Genomic DNA, 26,345 nt, shown 5'->3' with positions numbered 1-26,345 from the left:
CCGCACGTCAGCCCTGGCGATCAGCCGTCAGCTTTGCCAGGACGAAACGCGAGCCGCCGATCGGGAAACTGACGTTTGCCTGAATCAGGCGTCGCTCCAGGTCGAGCGCGATCTCGAAGGCGCGGTCCACGCCGAGCGGCAAAGTGTGCTCTTGCAGCGGATCGAACTTCGAATTGTTCCGCTCGCTCAGCCGCTTGATGAGCATGAGTGGCAGCAGCGAGAAAACGAACGAGGTATCGCGAACAATGGTGAGCCCGGCCGCCTTGCATTTTGCCGTGAGTTCGCCGGTCCGGTAGCGCCGTTTGTGGTGTGAGTAGGTGTCCACCTGGCTCCAGAGCGAGGGATGCTGAGGGACCGACAGCATCACGCCGCCACCGGGTTTCAGGGCATTGATGATGCGGTCGATGACCAGCTTGTCATTGTCGATGTGCTCCAGAACGTCGAAGGCGCAGACAAGGTCGAATTCCTCCTTGTAAGGAATTTCCTAGGCGTCCATTTGCAGAAATTCGACATCGTTACCCAGACGCCGTTTAGCATATTCTAGGCCATTGGCGTAAATTTCGCTAGCCGTCGTGGTTGCCAGAGGCAGCGCGCTACGAAGTGCTCGCGTCACATAGCCCGTTCCACAGCCCACTTCGAGAACACGGCGCGCGCCGGGGAAGTGGCAGCGCGCGAGGTCCTGAATCAGCCGGTTTCGGGCGCGAAACCAGAAGCTTTGATCCTGAAGCGCGTCCAGATGGATATGGGAATCTGCCGCCATCCCATCGTTCTGAAGGGCGAGGTCTACTGCAAAGCAGGGGATTTCACCGATCCAGGTCGGTGAAAAGCCGCAGGAAAGGCAGCGCCAATCTTCGTCAATAAGCGTGTCTTGGCATTTTAAGCAAAGTCGCATGAATTTGGGGCGCGCTTCTGTGTGAAAGGCATCCACTGGCTTGCGAATATTTTGGGGCTATTTGCGCAACCGGTCAAGCTCGACATCGACGTTTGAGGGTGCGGCCCCATGGCGGGCCGGTACTAACAGGCAGATCGTCTTCAGGAGCAAGCCATTGCACGTGAAGTTCGTGCACCGTAGGGTGCCCGGCGATCGATGCAGCGGCCCGATATGTCAACGCCGGAGAGATTTTACAGCGGGTGGCCGGAGTAAAAGTGCAGCACGGACGCAAGCAAGAAGGCCCCCCGATCGGGGGCCTTCTTGCTTGTCGCGTTTTATTCCTGAGGGGCCGCGTCCGCCGGCGGTTCTGACCGCGCTCGGCGTGATCGGCGCCTTGAGTCAGCGAGCCTGAAGCTATCGCCGTTCATCTCGAGGATATGGACGTGATGCGTGAGGCGGTCGAGGAGCGCGCCGGTGAGCCGCTCGGAGCCGAACACGGACGTCCACTCGTCGAACGGCAGATTGCTCGTGACCAGCGTGCTGCCTCGCTCGTAGCGCTGGCTGAAGACCTCGAACAGCAGCTCGGCCCCGGTCACAGAGAGTGGTACATAGCCGAGTTCGTCGACGATCAGCAGCTTGTAGCCGGCGAGCTGACGCTGAAGACGCAGTAACCGTTTTTCGTCGCGCGCTTCGAGCAGTTCGTGGACGAGAGCCGACGCCGTGATGAAGCCAACCGATAGGCCCTTCTGGCAGGCCGCCAAGCCGAGCCCGAGCGCGATGTGGCTCTTGCCCGTGCCGCTGTTGCCGACGGCAATGATGTTTTCGCGCCGCTCGACGTAGTCCGAGCGCGCCAGTTCCAGCACCAACATCTTGTTCAGCGATGGCAACGCCAGGAAGTCGAAGCTGTCGAGGCTTTTAACGGTCGGGAACCGCGCCGCCTTGATCCGGCGCTCCACCATACGTCGCTCGCGATCAATCATCTCCATCTCGGCCAGCCGCATCAGGTAACGCGGATGGTCGACGCCTTCAGCCGCACACAGCCGGGCGACCTTGTCGTACTCTCGCAGGAACGTCGGCAGCTTCAACGCCTTCAGATGGTGGGCGAGCAGGATCTGCGGCGCGTCGGTCATGTCGCCACTCCGGCCAACAGATCCATGTACGACCGCGCCGATGTTGTCGCGACCGTCGCTTTGGGCAGATACGGATAGATCGTCATGTCGAGGCGTGGCGGACGCCGCTCGATACGGCACAGCACCAGATGCTTCACGGCATCGAAGCCGACCGCACCGCGCGCGATTGCGTCGCGCACAGCGGCGGCCACGTCGTCGACCTTGAACACCTCGATCAGCCGCAGCACCTGCACAAACTCGCGCTTGCCGGACCTGCCCATACGGGCCTCAAGCAGGCGGCGCAACGTCGCGAACTCCTCGGGCAACTTCCAATCGGCGAGCGGGGCTGCCTGGTCGTGCGCATTGGTTTTCTGCTCGATGAGCGCCAGGTAATGCAGTGGATTGAACACGAAGTCCTCGCGCGCGTAGGAGCGGGGATGGCGCGCAATCACCTCGGCTCCGCAGGCGATGATGACCTCGTGCACATAGCCACGGACCAGCACCTTCTGGTGCCCATAGGCCGTCGGCACCGAGTAGTCATTCAGCCGATAGCGCACCAGCGAGAGCGAGTTGACGCTGCCCGGCTTCTTGTCGCAAGCGTCGTAGGGCGCCGGCAGCGGCTTCTGGAACGCGGCGAGATCGTGCTGCAGCCGCTCGCCGATCGTGCCGTCATGGCCGCGCAGCCGGTCCGCAAGGCGCTTCCGGCACCCCTCCAGAAGATGCCCGTTCAAGGCCTCGAAGTCAGCGAACACGGGGATCGGCACCAGGAAGTTCCGCCGCGCATACCCCACAAGCCCCTCGACCTTGCCCTTGTCGTTACCCTTGCCAGGGCGGCCAAACCGATCCGTGAACAGGTAATGCGATTGCAGCTCGCTGAACACGCGCGTGCGCTGACGCTTGCCATCGCCGAGAATGCGGGCAACCGCGATCCTGGTGTTGTCATAGAGAATCGACTGCGGCACGCCGTCGAAGAACGCGAACGCTCGCACGTGTCCGTCGCAGAACGCTTCCGTCGTCTCCGCTGGATAGCCCACCACGAAGATCGCGTCGGAGTGCGGCAAGTCCATCGCGAAGAAGTGGATCTTGCACTCGACGCCGCCGATGACGCCGATCGCTTCGCCGAAATCGGCCTGGGCATGCCCTGGCGGATGTGCCAGCGGCACGAACATCTCCTGCGTCCGCTGGCGCCAGCCGGCAACGTAGTCCTTCACGATTGTGATTTTTCCCGTAAATCCGTGCTCGTCGCGGAGCCGCTCGAAGATCCGCTTCGAGGTATGCCGCTGCTTCTTCGGCCGGTCCTTGTCGGTCGCCAGAATCGCATCAATAACACCGCTGAACTCGTCGAGCTTCGGCCGTAAAGGCGGCTTCCTGCGCACGTACCCGGGCGGCACCGAGAACTTCAGCATCTTCGAGACCGTCCTGGCGTTGATGCCGAACCGGTCTGCCGCAGCGCGCTCGCTGATCCCCTCGATCAGAACGGCGTGCCGGACCCGCGCGTAAAGCTCCACTGTCTTCATCCCCCGCCCCCTGCCGTTCCAGACAAAGGACTCTAACTGCCGCAGTTTTACTCCGGCGCAGCCAATCAAATCGGCCGCTTCAGTGAGGCAGTATTGCTCCGGCTTTTACAGCAGGGTAGGTGAGGGCGTTGCCTTCCCAACCGGGGCCATCCGGGACAATGCCTGCGTCCACGCGATGCCATCGGTGACCGTCGACACCCGTTGCCTTACCGATGGAGTATGGCGTGTTCAACCCGCGTAGAGCGAAATACATTTCAAATGCGTGAGGGGCGATGCGCATGACGCTGGGGCGCACGGTCGCGATCTCGTCGCCCTGCGGGGCCATGCAGATTTTCTCGTCCGGTCTCCATTCGAGCCCATCGGTGGAGGTGGCCGCGCGGATTGCATGGCTCATGTCTGCTTGAGTAGAGCCCCACTGTAGATGGGTCCCGTACCACATTCGCCATTCCCGTGGGCCAAGTTGCAGAACATTGGGATACGATAGGCTGTACGGATCCAATATTGACCGGTCCAGGATTGGTCCCAGAAAGCGCTTTTCGAAACGGCCTTCCCGAGCGTTTCCAAAGGCGACACCGATAGAATTGCGCCAAGGCACTGCGCCTCCAACGTTCCAGCCCATGTAATAAAGGCGGTCTTCCTGCTTGCCAGGGACGATGCAGCCGATGCCGATGCCGGCATCGTCGAACCCGCCCGTTTCACCTGGCATCAGAACAGGCGCCGTACTCTGGTCTTCCACGCGGGGAGTTTCGCCAAGACGAGCAACTATTGTGCCTACAGATGAGCGGTTGGCTGCATCGCGGCCGCTGTAGAAGATGCGGACCAGATCCCCTTCCAGCGTATAGGGAACAGGAAGTGCTGCGTGACTTACTAAGGCGTGATGGCCTTTGCTTGGCCCGGCGAACAGCAGGCCCAGTTTACGCCAGGCGCCCCGGGTTTGCCCCGCCATCAGATGCGCCGCAATCGGGAGCTGGGCACGCGTGAAATCTCGGTGCCCCGCGGCGCTAACACACTGCCCGGGGGAAGATTTTCGAGAACCAGCGCACCGGCACCGAGCACACAATGATCTCCGATGGATACATGGTCACGCAAAGTGACGTTGACACCTACAAAGCTAGCTTCACCTACGGTCACGCCGCCGGAGACCACTACATGCGAGGCCATGAATACGTTGTCCTTAATAGTCGAGTGATGCCCTATGTGATTTCCGCTCCACAGCGTCACATTGTTTCCGATCTTCACATAGGGCTGGATTACATTGTTCTCCAGAATGAAACAGTTGTCGCCATGTGTCAGGTCGGGAAATACCGTCGCCCGGCTGCTGACGTAGCTCACCAAATGGTAGCCCATGGCCCTCGCTGCGCTAGCCTTGGCTGTTCGCGTTCCGTTCAGCTTACCGTAGCTGACGGCAACAAACAGATCATAGGTATCCGGGGGGTAGCTGGCGGCCAACTCCTCGAAACTCACCACTGGCTTGTCGAGGTAGGTGCGCTGCTTCATGAAGGCAGCGTCTACGGTAAAGGCGGCTACCCGTCGGGACGAATCGTGCGTGAGGTAGAAATCTGCAAGCACTGCAATCTCGCCCGTGCCAAAAATAACAACCTCGTTCATACTCGTTCACCTTTCAAATAGCTGGGTCGGCGCTGCGCAGGATACCTGAAATTATATAAGTCCGGCACGCTTGTCATGTACACGCCGGCACGGCATGAGTGTGCGCAACACACACACGGCACGGCTTGCAGGTATCACATGGCAAAGTATTTTTACATAAGCGCAACTCTAGCGCTGACGATCTACGCCCAGATCATGCTGAAATGGCGTGCCGTGACGTTGGCTCCTTCTGTGCCGGGGCGAAAAATTGACTATTTGATTGCCATGTACACCGATCCGTTCGTGCTGTCGGTCTTTGTCTGCGCATTGGGCGCAAGCGTCTCTTGGGCGTTGGCCATCGAGCGCATGCCGCTGACGCTTGCCTATCCATTTATGGCGCTGACCTTTGTCTTGGTACCGCTGGGCAGCGTTCTGCTATTGCGCGAGAGCTTTTCGCCGATGCAGATTCTTGGCTCGGCGCTGATCCTCGTGGGCATTACGCTGAGCGTCTATAAATATTAACCGGACCTGTCGCGTTTTGAGCTATTGAGCAGCTTTGTTCATCATTCAGTTTAGATGCAGCGCATCCGTGTCTCTTGCTTCAGCTTGCTCCGGACGACCGAATTCGCTCCAACTCATGTCGGCGGACTCAGAGTGTTACGATCTGGGTAATTCACCCGCCCCCATCATCGTTACTCCAAGTCCTGTGCGATAGAAAAGTCGCTGAACGATAAACAGCGGCCACAGCGTTGTTCGATTAAGAATTATCTTTACCCAGGGCGGGAAAACTGTTTTCCAGGGAATGTCTCGAATTCCGCTGGTTTCCGTTTGCTCCCGTTGGCTCAGGCCCACCTTAGAAACTTCACCACTCTTTGAGATCAGCCACGCCCCGATGTGAAGGAGGATATTTGCAACAAGAACGGCCACAGACCAAACGTCTCGTTGTAACAGGCCGGCCTTACGCATGACGTCATCGAGATCGGCCCGATCGTATCTTCGAAGATGACCTACCGTATCGTCTTCAATCGACCATTTGTCTCTTCGCCCTGGCACTCCAAGAATGATAACTCCTCCTGGTTTTACGTACCGAGATATGGCTTTTATGAACCCCACGTCATCTTCTACATGTTCCATTACCATGTAACTTACAGCCAGGTCGACTTTCGCAAAGTCTGCTGGAAGGTCGTGTATGTCGTCTGCTTGAAGGCGATATTTGCCACTCCTGATTTCCGTCGCCAGGTTCTCTTTCGCGATGGCTAATGCCCGTTCGGAGAAGTCTATGCCGACGCCTGTCAGGCCTTCTTCGCAAAGCAATTTCGAAATCATACCCGCGCCGCAGCCGACGTCCAGGAACGTGCTCCCTCCGCGCACTTTGAGCGCGTCTCGAAGAGCTTCGTACGTACAGAAGCTTCCGGGCGGCTCTATCTTGACGAACTTCATTTTCAGACCGTTTCGTTAGTTATGCGTGCCGTTGCGCTAAACTGGACGGACGGTTCCAGGTTTTGGCGACTCAGGCGCGGCCAACGATTCTGTTAGCTTGACGGTCGTTTTACATTGGATTGTGTTGGGTGTCGAAGATCCCCCGGCCGATCGGTTGGACTGACGCGAGGACTGGCCCACCGTCCATCTTGTTGCCCGCGGGATGGCCCAGCCGGCTTCGTCATATGGGTGACGCTTGATTGTCCAAACCGTCGCCGTCTTTGCGCGTACATTGTGCCCAGCACCACGCTGGGCTGCATTTTGGCCTTCCTGCTGGCGCGCGGTCTCCTGGCCTCCACCTGCGCGATCGATCCCCCTTTTAACCTCTAGCTTGGCGGCGACTTCTTCATTCATGGCATCGCGACCCTTCTTGAGCGTAACCTGTGTCTTGCGAAGCGTGACCTCGCGCTTGGCGAGCTCCGACTTTTATCCGCGAGCTGCTGCGAAATTTTTTCCGGGTTTTGGCAATCAGCGGTGCGGCCAGTGATTCTGTGAGTTTAATAGTCGTCTTGCCTTTCGGGCAGATGAGCTGGGGTTCGTTGGAAGGAAATGCTTTCATCAGAAACTCGCAATCGGTTTTATGATGTTCGTTGAATTCTCGATGGGGAGATTGGTAGAGTGCGTCGATCTGGCGGGATCGCGACGGTGTGAAGCCGGTCGGATCTCGTGAATCGGGCTTGATTGCCAAAGCTGACGTGCGACGTCGGTCGGGGTGACATGCATATTGGCCCACCACGCCATCTCGTTGCCTTGCCGATGCAGATCGTGATGGTGGTCACGACATAGCGGCACCGTGAACTCGTCACTGACCTTGCGCCCGAGCGTGTTGGGCTGGGCAAACTTCAGATGGTGGGCATCGCAAGACAGCCGCTCGCAGATTAGGCAGGGCTGTTGCGCCACAAAAGCTAGATGCGCCTTGTTGCGTCGCCGGACCGGTTTGGTGATCGGGGTGACAGTCTGGTCGTGTAGCGCGTCAATCTGGATGGGAAGCGCGACAATCAGGATGGCAATTTAGCGGTCGCGGCGTGGGGATGATTGTCGCGGCCTGACGATAACGCAAGTGATAATTGCGTGTCGTGGAGTTGATTGTCGTGGAGCGACAATCAGGATGACGCTTTGATTGTCGCGCGCGTTGGCGGCCTTCCGGCTCCGCGGGCTTTGTCGACAGCCTCTTTTCGGCGATAGCTGTCGACATTCATTTCGAGGATCGTGGCGTGGTGGACGAGGCGGTCGATCGCCGCCAGCGTCATGGCTTGGTCCGGGAAGATTTTTCCCCATTCACCGAATGGCTGATTGGCGGTGATGAGCATTGAGCGGCGTTCGTAGCGGGCGCTGATCAGTTCGAACAGAACGCTGGTCTCGGCTTGATCTTTGGTCACATAGGCGAGATCGTCGAGGATCAGCAGATGATATTTGTCGAGCTTGGCTATCGCGGCTTCGAGCGTGAGGTCGCGGCGCGCGATCTGGAGCTTTTGCACGAGATCGGTGGTTCTGGTGAACAACACGCGCCAACCCTTTTCGATCAGGGACATGCCGAGCGCCGCTGCCAGATGCGATTTGCCGCCGCCAGGCGGGCCAAAACACAACAGATTGGCGCCCCTGTCGAGCCACGCGTCACCGGCGGCGAGAGCCTGCACCTGCGCCTTTGAGATCATCGGCACTGCATCGAAGTCGAATGCAGCGAGGGTCTTGCCCGGCGGCAGGCGGGCTTCATCCAGATGACGTTCGAAGCGACGACGGTTTCGCTCCACCATCTCCTGTTCAGCCAGGGCCGCCAGGAAGCGGGCGGCGGGCCAGCCTTCCTTATCGGCGGTTTCCGCCAGGGCGGCCCAGATCAGCTTGATGCCGGGCAGACGCAGTTCGCTGAGCAGCAATTCGACACGGGCGGCGTCGATCTTGACGGTCGCGTTCATGCGGCTTCTCCCACAGCCGCGGCAATCTGGTCGTAGATAGCGAGCGAGGGCAGCGTGACGACGACGACCGGTAGTGCCATGCCCTTCGGTCGGAAGCGTTCGATCAGCGCCTTGAGATCCGGCAGGATGCCGTCGTCGAGCGTGGCTTGCAGCACGGCACCGAGTTCCGCTTCGCAGGCCCGTTCATGTGCGAGCGCCAGAAGCCCGACCATCGCACGGCAGGCTGGTCTTTCGCCAATGCCGGCGAGCAAGGCGTCGAACGCACGAGCGTAAACGCGGCGGGGGAACAACTGGTCTCGATAGACCAGATTGAGCAGCGCCATCGGTTTGCGGCGCAGCGAATGGATGACGTGACGATAGTCGATGACGTGGCCGTGTTTGCCGTTGGGCTGGCTTCGCCCGCGCCGCAGGGTGACGATGTGGGTGGCGCCCTGGAAGCATTCGAGCCGGTCGTCATAGAGACGCACCCGCAGCCGGTGACCGATCAAGCGGGAGGGGACCGAGTAAAACACCTTGCGCAACGTGAAGGCGCTTGATGTCGTTACATCGACGTTGACCTCCTCATAATCGGCGGTCTTGCGGACCGGCAGTTTCTGTAGCGCCGTCCGCTCCTGATCGATGCGCTTGGCATTGCGCGCGTTGCCGCGGCCAACGATCTCGTCGACAAAACCACGCCATGCCGGAAGATCGTCGAAGTCGCGAGAGGCACGCAGCAGCAGGGCATCGGCCAGCGCTCTCTTGAGATGGCCATGCGCACTTTCGATCGAGCCGTTCTCATGCGACACGCCGGGATTGTTGCGGGTCGGCGTCATGCCGTAATGACTGCAGAACGCCTCGTAGCGCGTCGTCAAATCCTCCTTGGCTTCAGCGCCGAGATTGCGGAACGCGGCTGACAGGCTGTCGCTGCGGTGCTGCTCCGGCACCCCGCCCAGCGACCACAGCGCGTTCTGCAAGCCTTCCGCCAGCGCGACAAAACTTTCGCCACCGAGTACGACATGGGCGTGTTCGAAGCCGGAGAAAGGCAGCCGGAAGTGATAGAGCCGGCAGTCCAGCAACTGGCCCGCAATGGTGACGCCGAGATCGGCGACCTCGGTGAAGTCCGACAACCCCATGCGACCCGGCGGATGTTCCTGACGGAAGATCACCTCCCGATCCGGCCCGTTCACCGCCCGCCATGCCCGAATGCGCCGCTCGAGCGTCCGCCGCGTTCCAGAACCCAGCTCCGGATGTCGGCGGCATAGTTCCTCGAACACGGCGATCGGCCGTAAGCCTGGGGCGGCGTTCAGCATCGGGAGGATGTCGTTCTCCCAAAGATCGGCAAATGGATCAGCGCGGCGGCGTTCGCGGGGCGACTTCTTCTGGGTGGGAAGTCGGGGATCCTTTTCGAACCGGTAGGCGGCGGAGGTGCTGAAACCAGCCTTTGCAGCGGCGACGGCTGGCGAATGGTTGCGACGCAAGCTCATGAAAAGCCTCATTTGTTGATCGGTGACATGCCGGCCGGCCAAAGAATTGGTCCTCTCAAAGGAGAAACCCGATCTTTGACCAGCCGCCGTTACCGCCAAATGAGGCCCGTTCGGGCGACACGCCGCTGCTGGGCTGCCTCCGGTCGGGCTACGCCCTCCCTTCGTCAACCCAGCAGCGGCGCATTCTCATCCTGATTGTCGCGGGATTCTCATCCTGATTGTCGCGCTACACTGGTCGTGGGGTGGATTTGGCTCGACGGCGGTTGCGCTGGTCAATCCGTCGTGGAAAGAGCTTGCGACAGGAGGCGCGGGATCGACATTAATCGCCGGCCCGGTCGGCTCCGGCCCTTGCAGGTAGCCTTGCTGGCTGTCAACGAGGATCGATTGATAGGCTGCCTCTACGAGACGAGCATCGGCTTCAATCAAGGTGTTCTTTGCCGGCAGACGTCGATGTGCCCAAAGAGCTAGGTCCTCGCCGTCTGTCAACGCACGGATCTCGGCCAGAAGCTGGTCTCGAAGCTCCCCTGACGTCGCCTGATCCAACACCGGTGGCCGGTGTACGGTGCCTTTGCCCGCTTTCCTGGGCGGCTCCGGCTGCTTGGTATGCTCAGCCGGTGGCGTGTCGTTCAAGATGTCCGGCGCATCGAGGTCATCCTCGCCAGCAATGCCGACTAGGGCAAACAGTGCATATCGCCGGGCGTAGGTGAGGGCAGCTCCCATCCGGTGGGGTGCAGCCGTCTCGCTGACGGAACAGACGGGCCAGATCGACGAGATCCACTCGCCGGAAGCATGCGCCAACAGCGTCGTCAGCCGGATCTGCCCGCTGTCCTGATCGATCGCCGTCGTCTGGATCGTCGCAATTTCTTGCTGACCGAGGCTCTTGCGGACAATATCCAGCCCGCTGGCGAGCGAGGCGTAGCGGAAGGTGCGATCGGCACCTTGCGGAAACGGGGAGCGGATGGTGCCTGTGAGGCCCTTTTCAGGGTTGCTAAGCTCACCTTGGGCCTTCGCGAGCGCAGAGGCGATGGCGCCGATCGTGTCACTAGAGCTGTGCATCTGCTGCCTCCATATCCATCAGTTCGAAGCTGACTGCGCCGGTCTTGGACCTTTTGGCCCGAATGCCGTGGCCAATCGCCTCCTTGGCGTCCTCCGGCACCAGCTTCTTGAGGTCCGCTTTGGCGCCTTCATGTTCCTGAAAGGCCGGACGGGTCCGCCGGTACACGCTGGCAAACTCAGCCCAACTATTGGAGGCACTCATATCGACGACCCGGACCGCTTCCAGCCGCGGGCGAGGGGTCTCAACCCCAAAAAGGCGAGGCGTCTCGCCGCTCTGGACGCACTGCCAGAACTTCTTCTCCGCGGTCAGCAGGAGGTGCTGATATAGCGGGTCTGCAAGGATCGTCATCTCGACCCATTTGCCGCCGCCGGTGATGATCGACAGCACGGATGACCGAGCATTGGTCACCCACATATTGTGCTGCAGCTGCGCCATATGTTTATCGGCCGCTGCTTCCTCCGAGAACGTCCAGGGCAGCATGAACTTGGCTTCGAACACCGCGCCGGTCTGTTCGACCATGCCATCCAGGGTCGCTGCCATCCACTTCAGAACGGGATGAGCGACCCGCCGCTGCATATCTTTCACATTGTGACCGGTGTTCCGCTCGAACCAGCGTCGATTGAGGTCCTCGGTGACGGTTCCCAGCTGGACGATTAGGTTCCCAGAAAGATCATCCGCCGGCCGCTGGCCGCGCTTTTCCTGCCAAAGTAGAAGCAGCTTAGCCTGGTCATCACCCATGATGGTTCGGGCGTCAGAGCCGCCAATAAATCCTCGTCGCGAAACAGGCTTCATCTCAAAATCTCCACAAATGTCTAAAAACGACACTTACGACTATAATGATCATTTTCGACAGGTCAATCTTTTTCCGACATATTCGTGCAAAATAGTGAGTCGCAATGATCAGCCCAGCACAGTGTAGAGCAGCTCGAGGTTTACTTGACTGGAGCCAACAGGTTCTGGCTGCAGCAGCCGGCGTTGGCGTTGTTACGATCCGGCAGCTTGAGGGCCAAAATCAGCAGCCACGTCGCGCGACTCTCGCCGTGGTGCAGGCAGCCTTAGAAAAAGCCGGCGTTCAGTTCATTGATGAGAATGGTGGTGGCGCAGGGGTCCGCCTGAGCAAGCCAGCTCCCTAAGTCGAAGAAAAATTGCATAGTTCGTCGAGCGTTGATCTTTAGCAGTCTGTTGAAAAACTCGTCGCAGCGGCGCTGATATGCTAATTAAATTTAAAAGTGATTCTGTGGAGTGCAGCATGCGCGGAGCATTCGAGGATAGGCGCGCCGTGGAGAAGATTCTCATGGCCAGGGCCAAGCAGGCCGGCCGCCGCATCACCCTCGGCGCGGACAACGCCTATGACACCGCGGATCATGTCGCCAATCTGCGCGCCGTCGAGGTGACGCCTCATGTGACGCAGAACAATGCAATCGGCAAGACCGGCCGGAGCCGTCGTAGCGCCTTCGATGAGCGAACCGCCCGCTACCCCGGCTATGGCATGTCACAGACACAGCGCGCGATGATCGAATGCGTCTTCGGATGGGGTAAGCAACACGGCACGATGCGCGAGACCAAGCACCGCGGTATCGGCGGCGTCGCTGCCGACTTCATGCTCAACCTGATCGCTTACAATCTAATTCGCATTTCAAAACTGCTCCCCGCATAGCTCAGTCGCCGTCCAAGCGACACCGCGCGACGCCTATCACCTAACTACACCACCATCCAGCCTGCCAAATAAATAGGAAAATAGATCGATTTCGGGATTTTTTCAGCGAACTGTTACAGTAAGTCTAAAGCCGGCGTGCATTTTAAATTACAAGTCGACAAATACCGCCCCTTTATAGCAGTGCTAGAAGTTGTGCCGTGCAACGAAATCAAAAACTGCAAATAGGAACACTTCAGTGGCGCATCTGATAAACGGAGTTGAACTGCTAGATTTACAATTCAACGAAAGTAACGGAGCAACCTTACTCGCGTTGGAGGAACCAGACAGTCTTCCGTTCGCGCCTAAGCGAGTTTTTTTTCTGAAGGTTACTGGGGCAAACGTGATGCGGTCTGGACATGCTAACTCCTGCGACGAGTTCGTAGTAGCGCAAACAGGCTCAGTTTTGATCGAGGTTGATAACGGTTCCAAGCGTTCCAGCATTCGATTGCGAGCTGATGCTCACGGGCTTTGGATTAAGAGGGGTGTGTTTATCCAACTTAGCGAATTCGAACCGAACACGATTGTTCTCGTGTGTGCGTCGGAACTGTACAATGATACGATGAAATTCGACTCTCCACAGCCCAGTTTGCTAGCTTAAAGATGCAAATCAAGATTCCGCAAGCTGCGCCCTCACGCCGCATCAACCGCTTTCGCCAGGAAATTGATGCTGCAGTGTCCAACGTCATTGGAAGCGACCAATACGTATTGGGCTCCGCTGTAAGTTCTTTCGAAACGGCGTTTTCGAAGTACGTAGGGTGCTCTGACTGCGTCACTGTCGCGTCCGGAACGGATGCGCTGGCTCTATCGATGCGAGCTCTTGGTATAGGCCGAGGGGATGAAGTGATCACGACCGCGCTTACATTCTCTGGCACTGCTTTAGCGATATTACATTGTGGTGCAACGCCGCATTTTGTGGATGTTAATTTGGCCACGTATTGTATCGATCCCGATGCAATTCGAGCGGGAATCAATAGTCGCACCGCTGCAATTCTGCCGGTGCATCTGTTTGGCCATCCATGCGATATGAATGCTATAATGGAAATCGCAAGTGGCAATGGCCTTGCGGTTATAGAGGACTGCGCTCAGGCGCACGGCGCCAAGCTTGATGGCAAGAACCTCGGTACTTTCGGGAACGCCGCTGCCTACTCCTTCTATCCAACAAAGAATTTGGGCGCCATGGGTGACGGCGGTGCCGTCTTGACGAATGACCCGGACTTGACGAAGCGTTTGCGCCGTCTCAGAAATTATGGATTCGACGGTCGCGACCGGGTTAGCACCGCTATCGGCTTCAATTCCCGACTTGACGAAATCCAGGCCGCGATTCTCGAAGTTCTTCTCCTTCACCTGGACGACGGCAACATAGACCGCCGCACGGTCGCCGATCGCTATAGAACTCTCCTACGAGGCCACGCGATAGGCCTTCCCCCGGACAACTCTGGATCAATTTACCATCAGTTTGCTGTCCGGCACGACAATCGTGACGCGCTCATGCAGCATCTTGCTCAGAATCAGATTGATACTTCCGTCCACTATGCTCCAGCGGTACACAAGCATCCTGTCTTTGCGACGGGGCCGACACGGCACCTTCCTGTCACGGAGAAGCTGTCAAGAACATTACTTAGCCTCCCGATACAGCCAGAGATTGCTATGGACTCTGTCGATCGCATTGCCGACGTTGTCTTAGAGTATTTGAGAAAATGACCCGCCTTATTTTGTTCGGCGTAGGATCTCCAATTCTAATCGACGTGGCGGAGAGTGCGTTTCGCGCAGGGCTGAGCATTGAAGCCGGAATACGGAACATGCCGAGCGTCAGCTTCATGTTCGATGCGGCGAAAGTTGTACTTCCGGAAGACATTACACGCGAGATGCTAGATGTTCCGTTTATCGTTCCCATCTTTACGCCGGGATACAGACAATCCGCTGCACGAGAGGCTTCGATTTACGGCCTGAGAACTCCGTACAACCTCATAGACCCAAGCGTAGCGATACCGCGTATCTCAGAGTTCGGTCAGGGATGTTATATCAATGCGGGATGTACCTTAGGCGGCGGAAGCGTGTTCGGGTCGTTCGTGTTTATCAATCGCAGTGCCAGTATAGGTCACCACGCCAAGATCGGCTCTTTTGCTTCAATCGGGCCGGGAGTTACGATCGCTGGCCAAGTCACCATTGGAAAAGGCGCCGTTGTCGGAGCTGGAGCGACGCTTCTACCTTCGGTAACCTTAGGGGAAAATTCTGTGGTGGGTGCAGGCTCGGTCGTTACGCGCGACGTGCCTGACGAGTGTCTAGCTTTCGGCAATCCTGCGAGGGTCGTTAGCCGCGGCATTGCGGGCTACCGGGGCCAGAGGGTGACATAATGACACATTTTTCCGCTAACGACCCTCATAGAGAACCTGTCGTTTCGATTTTGATCAAGTCATACAATCATGCCTCTTACGTCAGACAGACTATAGAGAGTGTCCTGGAACAATCGTTCCAGGATTTCGAAATTGTCGTGACGGATGACGGCTCGACGGATGACACTCTCAGTATACTTCGTAGCTTCACAGATCCGCGCATTCACATCGAGGCGCTTCCGTTCAATCACGGCATTTCAACAGCTATGAACCTCACAGTCGCGCGGGCACGCGGCCGGTATCTCGCCATCCTTAATTCAGATGATTGGGCTCTGCCAGATAGGCTAAAAAAACAGGTAACTTTTCTTGACGCGAATCCAAATGTTTCACTTGTATTTGGCCTTCCGTATCCGGTCGGCGAGGCCAACGAACCCACTGCCACTTACAACGACTTTAACTTGCCTCTGAGTTTTCCAGACTTCTCGCGCACTACCTGGCTTAGACAGTTTTTACTGGGCGGAAATTGCCTCTGCGCCCCGACCGCAATGGTACGCCGCGAAGCTTATGAAGATGTTGGAGCCTATGATCCCCGGTTCACAAATTTGCAAGATTTTGACATGTGGATCCGGATGCTCATAGCCGGGCATAACATTCATTTACTTCCGGACGAAATTACTGCATTTCGAATACGAGACCGTCAAGCAAATATGAGCGCACCACGGCAGGACACAAAACTAAGAAGCTCGTTTGAACTTTCAAAGATTTTGAAGCAATTCTGTCACCTCAACGCAAGCCAATTCCGAGATATCATTGGCGAGGTCTCTGCTGACCTTCCGGCATCTGATGATGAAGTTGCGCATTGCCTAGCCCTTTTCGCGAGCAAAAGTTCCCGGGTCGAATATCAGCAATTCGCGCTGGATTATTTTTATGACGCCGCGCGGCAGCCGGAGGATTTTCGCCTATTTCAAACCCTTGCAGGCACGTTGGATCCGTTCAACATCCAAAGAATCGAGTATTTGACCGAGAGCCTCGCTGTCGCAAAGACAACTAACGATAAAGCTTTTTCAAATCTTAAGGCTTCACTCGCAACTTGCGAAGAGTCGGTCGCAGCTCTTCGTAAACAGTTACAATCTCGCGATGCTGGCTTTGACGAGATGGTTCTTAGATACGAGACGACCCTGGCTGAACTGTTTGCGCGGCATTCTTCACTGACTGCTTCACCGAGCTGGCAGCTCGTAACGAAGGTTTCAACTGCGATGCATCACCGTCCTCGTACTCTGCGCGTAATACGACGTGCGCTGAAGCTCTTAGAGCGGTCTTTTAAGCCATAGGTGAATCGCAGCTATCAAGGCTACACGACACAAAATGGAGAATTAGCGTAAAAAATACAACGAAGTTGATATGAGGCCGCGAAACTGGATCAATTATGGCGAACTGTCAGGTATCGCTCAACCGGAAAACGTAGCCTTTGATGTCATAAGTATTACAAAGTTCAGTTCATCGGCAGCGAGCTTGATCCCCCCGCGACTTATTGCTTACTCAGGCCGTTCGCGTGGGCCGGCTCCAGATTGTCGCCGCGACCGCCTTTCTCTATCCCGCTCCGTTTGCCCGGCAGCCAGTTTCGCAATAGCTTCGCGTATAGATTTTAGGTTCTGTGACTCTTCGGGATGATCTGCTTCACGTTTTTCTTCATCGTGCAATCGGAGTTTCTCGCTAGCTCGAGACTGATGATTTTCTAATTCAGTAATCAGTGGCAACAATGCGAACAGGTCCTGCAGCTTATCCGCCGACATGCGATCTATCTGAAGCGTCAGTTTTTCAAACATGTAAATATTGAAGATGCGCGATTTTTTTAGTAAATCCCGCAGTTGCGTTATCAGCGATTGATAAACATTAGCCGTTTCATTTTTTGCGAGCGGTTTTGCAGCCTCGATCAATGAGCATAGGTTTGAGATGTGGGTCGAGATCCGCTTTATCTCGAGCTTCGCTTCGTTCAAGTCGGCCAAATGCATATTCATGCCCATTCCAGAACGTGCCCGCGTTATCTTAACAGCGAGGCGTTCGCTAAATAGCTGACCCTCACTAATGCTGTGGATAATTCGGGCGCTGCCCAATTTCGGGCAGCGGCAACATTTACGTTAGATAACTAAGCTGGGGCGAGGAAGGAAATGAAACGTTCGCTGACGAAGAAGCCATCTAACCCTATCCCGAAAGCGTTAGAAAATATTTTCCGTGCCCCATCGCTCGTTGGTACGGAGCGGATTGAAGACTATAACAATCTGTTCAAGGCTGTGGCTGCATCTGTTTCTCCGAGGAACGCCATCCAGTGGATTTATGTCCGCGACGTCGTCGATTTAACCTGGCAGATTCGACGTGAACGACGGATCAAAGACGATGTTATCAAGTTGCATCAGAAGAATGTCATTCTGAAGTTGCTCAAAGATACTTATGATGATCCGAGTGAGGACGTTCCACCTGGTTATCCAACCTCTGCCGATTCGTCTGGAAATTCGAGCGGTACCGCTCCCGCAATGTATCGTGTTTTTTCGGCCGCTGATGAAGCGCAGCTATGGGGAAGTGACTACAAGGCCCGCAAAGAGATCGAGGCAAAGCTCGCTGCACGTGGTTATCGTGATTCCGAGATTCTGGCAAAAACATACATTGCGGCGGCATCGCAGATCGAGTCTTTCGATAAGCGAATTGAGAGCTGCGAGCGGCGTCGATCGGCCATCATGCGCGAAATTGAACGATGCGACGAAGCGTTCGCGCGAGCGCTCAGAAACGCGCCGCTGGATGTGATTGATGGCGAGTTTAGTGAGGCGGCTGAATAAGCGTCATGGCCACAGATCAGCAACTGAAGGCCAACCGCCTCAACTCGAAAGCCAGTACTGGCCCGAAGTCGTTGCGAGGCAAAAGCGCCAGCAAGCGCAATGCCGTGAAGCATGGGCTATCTATTAACATTGCAACGCATCCACATATTGACGAGCGGGTGAACGCGCTAGCAAAGTTGCTGTTGCCGAATGGTAGTAGTAAATATAAGCCGCAAGCCATTGAAGCCGCTATTGCACAACTGGAAATTCTCCGTATCCGAGAATATCGGGCGATGCTCTCAAAAGACCTCTCGCTGGGCGAGGGCGACAGCTCCGCTGTTAAAATTGAACTCCCCAGCAACGAGATATTAGATCGTTACGAGCGGCGGGCGTTTTCGCGTCGTGCAAGGGCGCTGCGGCAATTGGTGTCGGCATCTGGCGTAGCTGAAGCGTAAGTTCAACATTCCTAGTTATGAAGGCGCTGGACCTCAAACAACAACAATATAGGTTTATAATTCTATTCGATCCCGTCGTTGGTATTTTCATGTGTTTGGCAGAACGAGCCCAATTTTATGGTTAGGCGGGTATGGGCCGATCGCTACGGCACATGATAGAAGAGGATACGATTTTCATAGCGATAGACGGGATTGGCATGCTTGAAAGCCACAGCTCAACGACAGCCAGTCACATAGATGATGCTGACATCGTCAAGTCGTTGAAATCTCTAATGATCCACCATTGCCTTCCGCTCTGGTCCACGGAAGGGTGGGACCAAGATAACGGTGGTTTTGTCGAGCGGCTGAACATCTGCGGCCAGGCCGATCGCGACGCGCCGCGGCGGGTGCGGGTTCAAGCCCGGCAGATCTATTGCTATGCCAAGGCCGCGCAGATCGGCTGGTATCCGCAAGGCGCGGAGATCGCCCGCCGAGGGCTGGACTACCTGCTCACCAAAGCCAGATCCCCCGATGGCAAGCCCGGCTACGTGCACCTGCTGGCGCCCGATGGCAGCGTGCTGAACCCGCTGCGCGATACATATGACCATGCCTTCGTGCTGCTGGCGCTGGCGGCGCTGTACCAGCTAGATCAGGACCCGCAGATCCGCGCCGAGATCGATTCGCTGATGGCGTTTTTCGACAGCGAATTGCGCTCGCCGGACGGCGGCTATGCGGAAGGTGTGCCGGCCTCGCTGCCGCGCCGGCAAAACCCGCAGATGCATCTCTTCGAGGCGCTGATTGCCTGCTTCGATGCGACCCACGACCAGGCGTTTCAGGCCCGCGCCGGCGACCTGTTTGGGCTGTTCATCGCCAGTCTTTACGACGGCAAAAAGCAGGTGCTCGGCGAATATTTCGAGCAAGACTGGTCGCGGATCGAGCCGGTCTCGGTCGAGCCCGGCCATCAGGCGGAATGGGTCTGGCTCCTGAAGGGATTCGAGCGCATTACCGGCTGCCCGACCAAGCGTCATCGCGGCGAGCTGCTTGCCTCGGCACTGCGGTTCCGCGACGCAACCGGCTGCCTCGTAGATGAGGGCGATGCCGAAGGCCGCATCCACAAGGCGAGCCGGCGCTGTTGGCCTCAGACCGAGGTCGCCAAGGCGTGGATCGCCCAGGCCGAAGCCGGTGAAGCCGGCGCGGCCGACGAGGCGCGCGCTGCGTTGGTGCGGCTGCATACGCTATACTTGTCGCATCCCGTGAAGGGCGGCTGGTACGACCAGTTCGACGCCGAAGGGCGTTCGCTGGTGGAGGCCATCCCGGCGTCGTCGTTCTACCATGTGCTGTGCGCCGTCGCCGAAGCCGACCGGGTGCTCGGTTAGATGTATCCTCCCGCAGGCAGGGCGTCATGAATTCCGAGGTCATTGTCCGCTGGCTGGAGAGCTTTGGCCAGCTCGATGCTGCTGCGGCCGCTGTGCTGGCTGCAGTGTTCGTCGTGGCGGCGTTCGTGCCGATGCCGCGTACCTTTCTGGTGCTCGGCTCCGGCGCCGCCTTCGGCCTGCAGGCGCTGTGGGTGATCGTGCCCAGCACCACGCTGGGCTGCGTGCTGGCGTTCCTGCTGGCGCGCGGAGTGTTGCGCGGCTGGGTCGAGGCCCAGACCGGCAAGAAGCCGCTGTGGGGCGTGCTGGCCCAGGCCATCGACGACGAGGGCTGGCGGATCGCAGCCTTGATGCGGTTCTGGGGGCCGGCGCCGAATTGCGTGCAGAATTATCTGTTTGGGCTGACCCGTATTGGCCTCGTGCCCTATGCGATGATCACGCTTATCTTCACGCTGCCACAGATCCTGCTCTACACCTGGATCGGCGCCTCCGGCCGGGCCATTCTGCTCGACGATGGCGAGCTCCCGCTCAGCCTGTGGATGATGGCCATCGCGGCGACCGTGGTGCTGACAATCGTATTACTTGTATCGCGGCGAATCCGGAAGATTTTAACGTCTAGAGAGGCGGTTCTGCCGGCTTCTGCCGGAACACGACGAAGTGCGACATCGTGAAATTGACGACGAAGCTGACAAGGATCGAGAGCAGCTTGGCGTAAAGCACCGGCATAGAGTTCGATAGCACGACCAGGGTCGTGGTGGTCGCGATCATGCCGAGGATGCCGGAGGCGACGAAACTGAAATAGTCTCTGCGGCGCAGCACCCGGCCGGATTCGGCGCGGAAGGTGATCATGGTGTTCATGACGTAGGAACATGAAACCGCTCCCAGCCAAGACAGCACGTTGGACAGCACCAGCGGCAGCGCCAGCACCGTATAGGCGAAGGTGAAGATCGCCAGATCGATCAGGGTGTTGCCGATGCCGATCACGCCGAAGCTGATTATCTTGGCGACCATCGGCCGTGCTAGCCAGGTGTCGATAATTCTAGGAAAAATCAGCTTCATATTCAACGGCCGCATGCTTGGTTAGGCCGATGCTTAGCAGGAACGACGCGACAAGTCCCACGATTCTGTTGAAATTCTGGGCGTGTAAGCGATCAACTCGCCATCATGGGTAGATTGCTGGCCGCCGCGTCAATTTCCGCAGGACGCGCCGTAGTCGCAGAGCAGGGCACCATAGTCTTCTGCAATTATAAATGTGTGGCGCCTCAACCTAAGGTCAACGGGGCAACTTTCGCCCCAGGCCCGTCCTGACGGCTGGAAATTTTCCACCGCCGCTGACAATGCATGCACGCTTTTAGAAATGAACTAGCCGTTTGGCGGCACCCTTCTTCAAGCAAGGTGTGAGGTGGTCAGACGTTCCTTGCAAAGCGGCACGCTCACGAGCCGCTAGCCGAGTAGCGCTCAAAATGCGTAAAAAAATCAGGATTTGTCGATGCTACACCGTTCAAGTTGATGGTTTGGAGTTCTGGCGGACAGGCAGCTGAACCCGCGTAGTTAAAGCTACAAATCAATAGCACGAGAAACAGATTTAAATTTTGTCACTCCACGTTTTGTAGTTGCAGCAAACGTCTATCTTTCCAGTTCCAAAATGGTGAATAGACACCGTCTTAATTGATAGTTGACGGGCAGTCGAGCGCTACTAATTTGTGAGAGTGCAGAGACGATAAAAAGTCGATATGCCGTAAAACTTAACTATTTTGAGAATAGAGGAATTTTAACCTATGACTATTGGTATGGGTATGGTGAGTAAGATCGCCAAACGGAAAGAGAGGCTCGCCCGTCGAGCCGCTCACTTGGAAACATTTTTTAGCTCGACGAGAGTCCTCGGTAGCGAGAATATTCGGCAATACAATGCGCTTTACAAGACGCTTAAAAAAGAAATGCCAATGTCGAGCCTGATGGATCGAGTGCGTGTAAAACAGTTGACCGACTCTATTTGGCTCGTCCAGCGCACGCTGCGTTTGCAGGCAGGAGCTATTGAAGGCGCTCAGGTCGAGGCGCTCATCAAACTTTTGATGCCAAAATTTGGAAACTTTCTGGATGATGATAAGAGAAATCAGATTGCGATTGACTATTTCTCCGGGGCTGAGGACGTGCAGAGGAAGGCAACCCGGGTTGCGGAAAAACTCGGTATCACGCGCGACATGATTGAAGCCTTTGCGTTAGAACTGCAGAGCCCAACGGTGATGGCGCTTGATAAGATGCGGGCCCGGTGCGAGCATTCTATCGATCAGGCTGAGAAGAAGCTCACGGGCCCGACGCGCAAGAAAAGGAACAAGGCCCCTCACGACCAGACGATTGTCGATGAAGAAGATGCGAAATTTGAAACCAGGACCTCTCATACGAAGGACTCTTGGAACTGACCTGAGGTAGTGACGTGGCGACCGATCTTCAGATTGCTGCAAATCGTGCTAATGCAAAGAAGAGCACCGGACCGCGCACGCAAGCAGGGCGCGCGCGGTCCGGTCAGAATGCTCGCGTACATGGCCTGGCAGCCAATTCGGTTGACCTGCGTAGCAATCCTGAACATCAGCAAGTTGTAAACGTGTTGGTAGGGGACGTGGCTAATAAAGGTCGTGTCGATGCAGCATGGAACTTCGTCGATGCTCAAGTCAAATTACGGCGCATCGCCGAGCAGCGTTCGAAAGCTTTTGCCGAATTCGAGTCCCCAACAACCTCAATAAATTACCTTCAAGTTCGGCGGGCTGCCGCGCTGGATCGCTATGAGCGCTATGCATATTCGCAGTTGTTACGCGCTATTTTAAAATTAGAAGATTAAGCGATCAGTTTAGTGATATCTGCCAGAACGAACCCAATTTTCTGCTTCTCTTACAATAACATAGCGTGTTGCTGCTGATCGATGAGCGCTGCAAGTGGTTTTGTTGTCGTCGACGCCAGTGCCCACTTACCGACTATGCGCGCTCGTCGGCGATCACCTTGCCGTCATTGGGCAGGGAGGCCGGCGCCACCAATTCGACGGTACCGCCGAGCTTGCTGACAGCGCGCAGCGTGGCCGTGACGGCTTCCTGTAGCCCGGCATCCGCAGAGGCCGTCTCGGCCTTTAGCACCATCGCGTCGTTCTCGCCGTCGCGCGATACCACCAGCCGAAGCCGGCCGAGTTCCGGATGCCGCTGGCCGATCTCGGCCACCTGTTCCGGGCGCACGAACATGCCCTTGATCTTGGTGGTCTGGTCGGCACGGCCCATCCAGCCCTTGATCCGCATGTTGCTGCGGCCGCAGGCGCTGTGGCCGGGCAGGGTGGCCGAGAGGTCGCCGAGCGCCAGCCGGATCCAGGCGTGATGCGGGTCCAGCGAGGTGACCACGATCTCGCCGACGTCGCCATCGGGCACCGGATCGCCGGTGCCGGGCCTGACGATCTCGAGGATCAGGTCCTCATTGACGATCATCCCGTCACGGGCGGAACTTTCATAGGCGATAAAGCCGAGGTCGGCGGTGGCGAAGGCCTGGTAGGCATCGATGCCGCGCGACCGTATCTCGTCCTGCAGCGAGGGAGGAAATGCCGCGCCGGACACCGTCGCGCGCGTGATCGAGGACACGTCGCGTTTCGCCGCCCGGCCGGCGTCGAGCAGGATCTTCAGGAAATCCGGCGTGCCGGTATAGGCGACCGGGCGATAGGCCTCGATCAGCTTGAGCTGCTGCTCGACATTGCCGGGGCCGGCCGGGATCACCGCGCAGCCGAGCGCGCGCGCGGCCGAGTCGAAGATGAAGCCGCCGGGCGTCAGGTGATAGCTGAACGTGTTCAGCACCACGTCGCCCGCCCGGAATCCCGCGGCGTATAGCGCACGGGCCCCGCGCCATGGATCGACGTGTTTCGACTCCGGCTCGAAGATCGGCCCCGGCGAGGTGAACAGCCGGCCGAACGAGCCGGGCGGGCCGTTGACGAAGCCGCCGAACGGCGGCTTGGCCTTGTGCAGCGCCGGCAGCTCGGACTTGCGCAGGATCGGCAATCTGGCCAGCGCGGCGCGGTCGACGATCGCGGCGGGATTGACGCCTTTCAGATGCTTCGCATAGGCCGGCGCCTGCATCGCATGGCGCAGCGCCTCAGGCAGCCGTGAGAACAGATTGGCGTGGCGGTGCGAGGGATCGCAATTCTCGAGCGTGTCGAAGTGGGGCATCGGGTTCCTTCGCGGCCGGGGCGCAGGCGCGTGCGACTGACGCTAAGCCATTATTGCGATGTGGCCATACGTCAGATCAATCCGCAATCTTGTCCAGCTTGCGGCAGACGGGCTACAGCCAGCGCTTGCGGCGCTTGAAGCTCTTTAGATTCTTGAAACTCTTGCGCTGGTCGCCGGCGCCGCCGAGGTAGAACTCCTTAACGTCCTCATTGTCGCGCAATTCATCGGCGGTGCCGTCGAGCACCACCTTGCCCTGTTCCATGATGTAGCCCTGGCTGGCCACCGAGAGCGCGGCGCGGGCGTTCTGTTCGACCAGCAGGATGGTGACGCCGAGGTCGCGGTTGATCTTCTGGATGATGGCGAACACCTCCTTCACCAAGAGCGGCGACAGGCCCATCGACGGCTCGTCCATCAGGATCATCTTTGGCCGCGCCATCAGCGCGCGGCCGATCGCCAGCATCTGCTGCTCGCCGCCGGAGAGATAGCCGGCAAGGCCCGTGCGTTCCTTCAGCCGCGGGAAGTAGTCGTAGACCATCTCGATGTCCTGGCCGACCTCGTTGTCGCGGCGGGTGAAGGCGCCAAGCCGCAAATTTTCCAGCGAGGTCATGTCGGAGACGATGCGGCGGCCCTCCATCACCTGAAAAATGCCGCGGCGGACGATCTTGTCGGGATCGATGCCGTCGATGCGCTCGCCATCGAACACGATCTCGCCGCGCGTGACCTCGCCATCTTCGGTCTTCAACAGCCCGGAGATCGCCTTCAGCGTGGTCGACTTGCCGGCACCGTTGGCGCCGAGTAGCGCCACGATGGCGCCCTTCGGCACCTCTATGCTGAGGCCGCGCAGCACCAGGATGACGTCGTCGTAGACGACTTCGATGTTGCGGACGGAGAGCAGGGGGACGGGGACAGGCGCTGTTGCTGCGATCTTTGCGCGTGCTTGAAGTGTAGTCTGCAAAGGATTCACTCCTGATAGCCGCTCTGTCTTTTCCCTCCCCCTTGCAGGGAGGGTGGCCCGACGCAGCGCAGCGAAGCCGGGTCGGGTGGGGGGTGCCACGAACGCCGTAGCCCGTGGCACCCCCACCCAGTCCTCCACTGCGAAAGATGCTACGCATCGTCCTCCGTTCGGCCGAACCTCCCCACAAGGGGGGGGGAGGCCATTGGCGTCGTCGCTAGACTACCACCCATGCCATTCCGGCTTGCGCGGCAGATCCACGGTCTTCACCTTCTCCAGCTTGATGGCACCCTTGGCCATCAGGTCGTTGAGATCGCCATCGGTCGCGCCGGACACTTTCGAGCGGTACAGATCGACCTTGGTGGTCGGGCGGTGGTCCTTGTCGGTCCAGGTCGAGGGATTGCAGACGCCTTCCATGCCGGCCGGCACCCAGTCCTTCTTCTGGTAGAAGCCCTTGGCGACGTTCTCGCCGGTGGCGCCGCCGTTCTTGGCGGCCCATTCGATCGCTTCCTTCATGTACAACGACGTGCAGACGGCGGCGACGTAATGTACCGGGCGATAGATCTTGCCGGTGGGATCGGAAATCTTCGAGATCTCCGTCACGGTCTTCATGCCCGGCGCATTGCCGCCCCAGCTCACCGCGGTGCGCAGCGGGAAGATGACGCCGTCGGCGGCGTCGCCCGCGGCCTTCGCTGCGTTCTCGTCCATGCCCCAGACATTGCTCATGAACTGGATATCGACGCCGGCCGATTTGCAGGCCTTCATCACCGAGATGTTGGAGGCCGCTGTATTGCCGAGATAGGCGTAGTTGGCGCCCGCGCTCTTCAGGCTCAGGCATTGCGCGGAGTAGTCGCCCGGCGCCAGCGCGAACACCAGCGGCGGCAGCACCTCGAAGCCGAGCTCGACCGCGATTGCCTCGCCCGCTGCTTTCGGCGCGTTGGGATAGGGGTGGTTGGCGCCCATGTGGACGAATTTCGGCTTGCCGGTCTTGCCCTTCGCCTTCCAGTCCTCGGCCGCCCAGGTCAGCTCCGCGCGCAGCGCGTCAGAATAGGATGGGCCGTAGAAGAAATTATACGGCGCGGGCTTGGCCTTGCCGCCGGCGCCGGTCGGGTCGGTCAGGGCGGCGGAGTAGGAGCCGGAAATATCCGGGATCTTGTCCTGTGCCAGAAAGCCGGTCAGCGCTTCGGTGTCCGCGGTGCCCCAGCCCATGATGCCGGCGACCTTGTCGGCGCCCGACCACTTCTTGTACAGAGCGATGGCGCGCGGCACCTGATAGCCGTAGTCGTTGGTGTCGAGATTGACCTGCTTGCCGCCGATGCCGCCATTCTTGTTGACCCAGGCAAAGGTGTCCGCCACGCCCTGGCCATAGGGCGTGCCGACGTCGGAGGTGCCGCCGGAATAATCGGCGAGATGGCCGAGCGCAATCTGCGCCTGCGCGCTGACGCTCGCGGTGCCGAGCAGAACGGCAATGGATGCAGTACTCAACAAAGATCTGATCGTCATGAGCCTTCTCCCTGTGGTTTTTTGTTATGGCCTCAGTCTAACCGGTCCCGTCCCA

General features: G+C 58.1%; 27 protein-coding genes and 1 pseudogene. 12 read left to right on the top strand and 16 right to left on the bottom strand.

The genetic code is table 11. The features are described from left to right. Positions 1 to 7 precede the first annotated feature (7 nt). The 5 genes and pseudogenes from FNL56_RS28630 to FNL56_RS20055 form a co-directional block, all read right to left on the bottom strand. A pseudogene (locus FNL56_RS28630) lies at positions 8 to 760 on the bottom strand (class I SAM-dependent methyltransferase). Between the two features lie 446 nt (positions 761 to 1,206). Next, positions 1,207 to 2,001 carry an IS21-like element helper ATPase IstB gene (gene istB / locus FNL56_RS20070; RefSeq protein WP_143582276.1) on the bottom strand — a complete coding sequence of 265 codons (795 nt, stop codon included), beginning with the start codon at positions 1,999 to 2,001 and terminating at the stop codon, positions 1,207 to 1,209. After that, positions 1,998 to 3,497: an IS21 family transposase gene (gene istA, locus FNL56_RS20065; RefSeq protein WP_143582564.1), complete on the bottom strand. Its 1,500-nt coding sequence runs from the start codon at positions 3,495 to 3,497 to the stop codon at positions 1,998 to 2,000. Before istA (FNL56_RS20065) ends, istB (FNL56_RS20070) begins: the two co-directional genes overlap by 4 nt. A gap of 79 nt (positions 3,498 to 3,576) precedes the next feature. Continuing rightward, positions 3,577 to 4,443, bottom strand: a complete 867-nt coding sequence (locus tag FNL56_RS20060; RefSeq protein ID WP_143582275.1) for a hypothetical protein — start codon at positions 4,441 to 4,443, stop codon at positions 3,577 to 3,579. Next, positions 4,443 to 5,105, bottom strand: coding sequence for an acetyltransferase (locus FNL56_RS20055; protein WP_143582274.1), 663 nt, complete (start codon positions 5,103 to 5,105; stop codon positions 4,443 to 4,445). The genes FNL56_RS20060 and FNL56_RS20055 overlap by 1 nt, the downstream gene beginning before the upstream one ends. Positions 5,106 to 5,243: 138 nt before the next feature. Between FNL56_RS20055 and FNL56_RS20050 the strand changes: the two genes are divergently transcribed. Continuing rightward, the gene (locus tag FNL56_RS20050) at positions 5,244 to 5,606 is read left to right on the top strand and encodes an EamA family transporter (protein WP_168204679.1); all 363 of its coding nucleotides are present in this window, start codon (positions 5,244 to 5,246) and stop codon (positions 5,604 to 5,606) included. 135 nt (positions 5,607 to 5,741) lie between these two features. Here FNL56_RS20050 and FNL56_RS20045 read toward each other — a convergent pair whose 3' ends face one another. The 6 genes from FNL56_RS20045 to FNL56_RS20020 form a co-directional block, all read right to left on the bottom strand. Then, positions 5,742 to 6,524: a class I SAM-dependent methyltransferase gene (locus tag FNL56_RS20045; protein WP_143582272.1), complete on the bottom strand. Its 783-nt coding sequence runs from the start codon at positions 6,522 to 6,524 to the stop codon at positions 5,742 to 5,744. Positions 6,525 to 7,121: 597 nt separating this feature from the next. Then, positions 7,122 to 7,541: a DUF968 domain-containing protein gene (locus FNL56_RS29010; protein WP_441351307.1), complete on the bottom strand. Its 420-nt coding sequence runs from the start codon at positions 7,539 to 7,541 to the stop codon at positions 7,122 to 7,124. 125 nt (positions 7,542 to 7,666) lie between these two features. Further along, positions 7,667 to 8,476, bottom strand: coding sequence for an IS21-like element helper ATPase IstB (gene istB / locus FNL56_RS20035; protein ID WP_143581712.1), 810 nt, complete (start codon positions 8,474 to 8,476; stop codon positions 7,667 to 7,669). After that, positions 8,473 to 9,981 carry an IS21 family transposase gene (gene istA, locus FNL56_RS20030; protein ID WP_143581927.1) on the bottom strand — a complete coding sequence of 503 codons (1,509 nt, stop codon included), beginning with the start codon at positions 9,979 to 9,981 and terminating at the stop codon, positions 8,473 to 8,475. The genes istB (FNL56_RS20035) and istA (FNL56_RS20030) overlap by 4 nt, the downstream gene beginning before the upstream one ends. A 144-nt stretch (positions 9,982 to 10,125) precedes the next feature. Continuing rightward, the gene (locus FNL56_RS20025) at positions 10,126 to 10,995 is read right to left on the bottom strand and encodes an ERF family protein (protein WP_143582271.1); all 870 of its coding nucleotides are present in this window, start codon (positions 10,993 to 10,995) and stop codon (positions 10,126 to 10,128) included. Then, positions 10,982 to 11,788 carry a YqaJ viral recombinase family protein gene (locus tag FNL56_RS20020; RefSeq protein ID WP_143582270.1) on the bottom strand — a complete coding sequence of 269 codons (807 nt, stop codon included), beginning with the start codon at positions 11,786 to 11,788 and terminating at the stop codon, positions 10,982 to 10,984. The genes FNL56_RS20025 and FNL56_RS20020 overlap by 14 nt, the downstream gene beginning before the upstream one ends. 487 nt (positions 11,789 to 12,275) lie before the next feature. Here FNL56_RS20020 and FNL56_RS20010 point away from each other — a divergent pair, with 487 nt between their 5' ends. From FNL56_RS20010 to FNL56_RS19990, 5 genes are all read left to right on the top strand, one after another. Continuing rightward, positions 12,276 to 12,653, top strand: a complete 378-nt coding sequence (locus FNL56_RS20010; RefSeq protein WP_168204678.1) for a transposase — start codon at positions 12,276 to 12,278, stop codon at positions 12,651 to 12,653. Between the two features lie 235 nt (positions 12,654 to 12,888). Then, positions 12,889 to 13,290 carry a sugar 3,4-ketoisomerase gene (locus FNL56_RS28870; protein ID WP_168204677.1) on the top strand — a complete coding sequence of 134 codons (402 nt, stop codon included), beginning with the start codon at positions 12,889 to 12,891 and terminating at the stop codon, positions 13,288 to 13,290. A 2-nt stretch (positions 13,291 to 13,292) separates the two neighbouring features. Then, a complete protein-coding gene (locus tag FNL56_RS20000) occupies positions 13,293 to 14,393 on the top strand; it encodes a DegT/DnrJ/EryC1/StrS family aminotransferase (RefSeq protein WP_143582266.1) in 1,101 nt (366 codons plus the stop codon). Continuing rightward, positions 14,390 to 15,046 carry an acetyltransferase gene (locus tag FNL56_RS19995; RefSeq protein WP_143582265.1) on the top strand — a complete coding sequence of 219 codons (657 nt, stop codon included), beginning with the start codon at positions 14,390 to 14,392 and terminating at the stop codon, positions 15,044 to 15,046. The genes FNL56_RS20000 and FNL56_RS19995 overlap by 4 nt, the downstream gene beginning before the upstream one ends. Then, positions 15,046 to 16,356 (top strand): glycosyltransferase, encoded by a 1,311-nt coding sequence (locus tag FNL56_RS19990; protein ID WP_143582264.1) that lies wholly within the window; start codon positions 15,046 to 15,048, stop codon positions 16,354 to 16,356. The genes FNL56_RS19995 and FNL56_RS19990 overlap by 1 nt, the downstream gene beginning before the upstream one ends. A 204-nt stretch (positions 16,357 to 16,560) precedes the next feature. Here FNL56_RS19990 and FNL56_RS19985 read toward each other — a convergent pair whose 3' ends face one another. After that, positions 16,561 to 17,043, bottom strand: a complete 483-nt coding sequence (locus tag FNL56_RS19985; protein ID WP_143582263.1) for a hypothetical protein — start codon at positions 17,041 to 17,043, stop codon at positions 16,561 to 16,563. 150 nt (positions 17,044 to 17,193) lie between these two features. Here FNL56_RS19985 and FNL56_RS19980 point away from each other — a divergent pair, with 150 nt between their 5' ends. The 4 genes from FNL56_RS19980 (at position 17,194) to FNL56_RS19965 (ending at position 20,313) form a co-directional block, all read left to right on the top strand. Continuing rightward, complete coding sequence (locus FNL56_RS19980) at positions 17,194 to 17,856, top strand: hypothetical protein (RefSeq protein WP_143582262.1); 663 nt, start codon at positions 17,194 to 17,196, stop codon at positions 17,854 to 17,856. A gap of 5 nt (positions 17,857 to 17,861) precedes the next feature. Then, positions 17,862 to 18,290 carry a hypothetical protein gene (locus FNL56_RS19975; RefSeq protein WP_143582261.1) on the top strand — a complete coding sequence of 143 codons (429 nt, stop codon included), beginning with the start codon at positions 17,862 to 17,864 and terminating at the stop codon, positions 18,288 to 18,290. A 272-nt stretch (positions 18,291 to 18,562) separates the two neighbouring features. Further along, positions 18,563 to 19,645, top strand: a complete 1,083-nt coding sequence (locus FNL56_RS19970; protein WP_368039314.1) for an AGE family epimerase/isomerase — start codon at positions 18,563 to 18,565, stop codon at positions 19,643 to 19,645. Positions 19,646 to 19,671: 26 nt separating this feature from the next. Next, positions 19,672 to 20,313, top strand: a complete 642-nt coding sequence (locus FNL56_RS19965; protein WP_143582259.1) for a TVP38/TMEM64 family protein — start codon at positions 19,672 to 19,674, stop codon at positions 20,311 to 20,313. On the opposite strand, the gene FNL56_RS19960 is transcribed toward FNL56_RS19965, so the two are convergent. Then, positions 20,258 to 20,653 (bottom strand): GtrA family protein, encoded by a 396-nt coding sequence (locus tag FNL56_RS19960; RefSeq protein WP_246661593.1) that lies wholly within the window; start codon positions 20,651 to 20,653, stop codon positions 20,258 to 20,260. The two genes, FNL56_RS19965 and FNL56_RS19960, sit on opposite strands and share 56 nt — an antisense overlap. Before the next feature lie 767 nt (positions 20,654 to 21,420). Between FNL56_RS19960 and FNL56_RS19955 the strand changes: the two genes are divergently transcribed. Then, positions 21,421 to 22,062 (top strand): hypothetical protein, encoded by a 642-nt coding sequence (locus tag FNL56_RS19955; RefSeq protein ID WP_143582257.1) that lies wholly within the window; start codon positions 21,421 to 21,423, stop codon positions 22,060 to 22,062. 14 nt (positions 22,063 to 22,076) lie between these two features. Continuing rightward, positions 22,077 to 22,478: a hypothetical protein gene (locus FNL56_RS19950; RefSeq protein ID WP_143579120.1), complete on the top strand. Its 402-nt coding sequence runs from the start codon at positions 22,077 to 22,079 to the stop codon at positions 22,476 to 22,478. Between the two features lie 133 nt (positions 22,479 to 22,611). On the opposite strand, the gene FNL56_RS19945 is transcribed toward FNL56_RS19950, so the two are convergent. The 3 genes from FNL56_RS19945 to FNL56_RS19935 all read right to left on the bottom strand — a co-directional run bounded on the left by FNL56_RS19945 (position 22,612) and on the right by FNL56_RS19935 (position 26,290). Beyond that, positions 22,612 to 23,835, bottom strand: a complete 1,224-nt coding sequence (locus tag FNL56_RS19945; protein WP_143582256.1) for a phenylacetate--CoA ligase family protein — start codon at positions 23,833 to 23,835, stop codon at positions 22,612 to 22,614. Between the two features lie 112 nt (positions 23,836 to 23,947). Then, a complete protein-coding gene (locus tag FNL56_RS19940; RefSeq protein ID WP_143579118.1) occupies positions 23,948 to 24,790 on the bottom strand; it encodes an ABC transporter ATP-binding protein in 843 nt (280 codons plus the stop codon). A gap of 219 nt (positions 24,791 to 25,009) precedes the next feature. Next, positions 25,010 to 26,290, bottom strand: coding sequence for an ABC transporter substrate-binding protein (locus tag FNL56_RS19935; protein ID WP_143579117.1), 1,281 nt, complete (start codon positions 26,288 to 26,290; stop codon positions 25,010 to 25,012). Positions 26,291 to 26,345: the final 55 nt, after the last annotated feature.

The sequence above is a fragment of the Tardiphaga sp. vice304 genome (genome assembly GCF_007018905.1).
Classification (GTDB): Bacteria; Pseudomonadota; Alphaproteobacteria; order Rhizobiales; family Xanthobacteraceae; genus Tardiphaga.
Note: the sequence above shows the minus strand (reverse complement) of the source record. Positions and strands in the feature narration are given on the sequence as shown.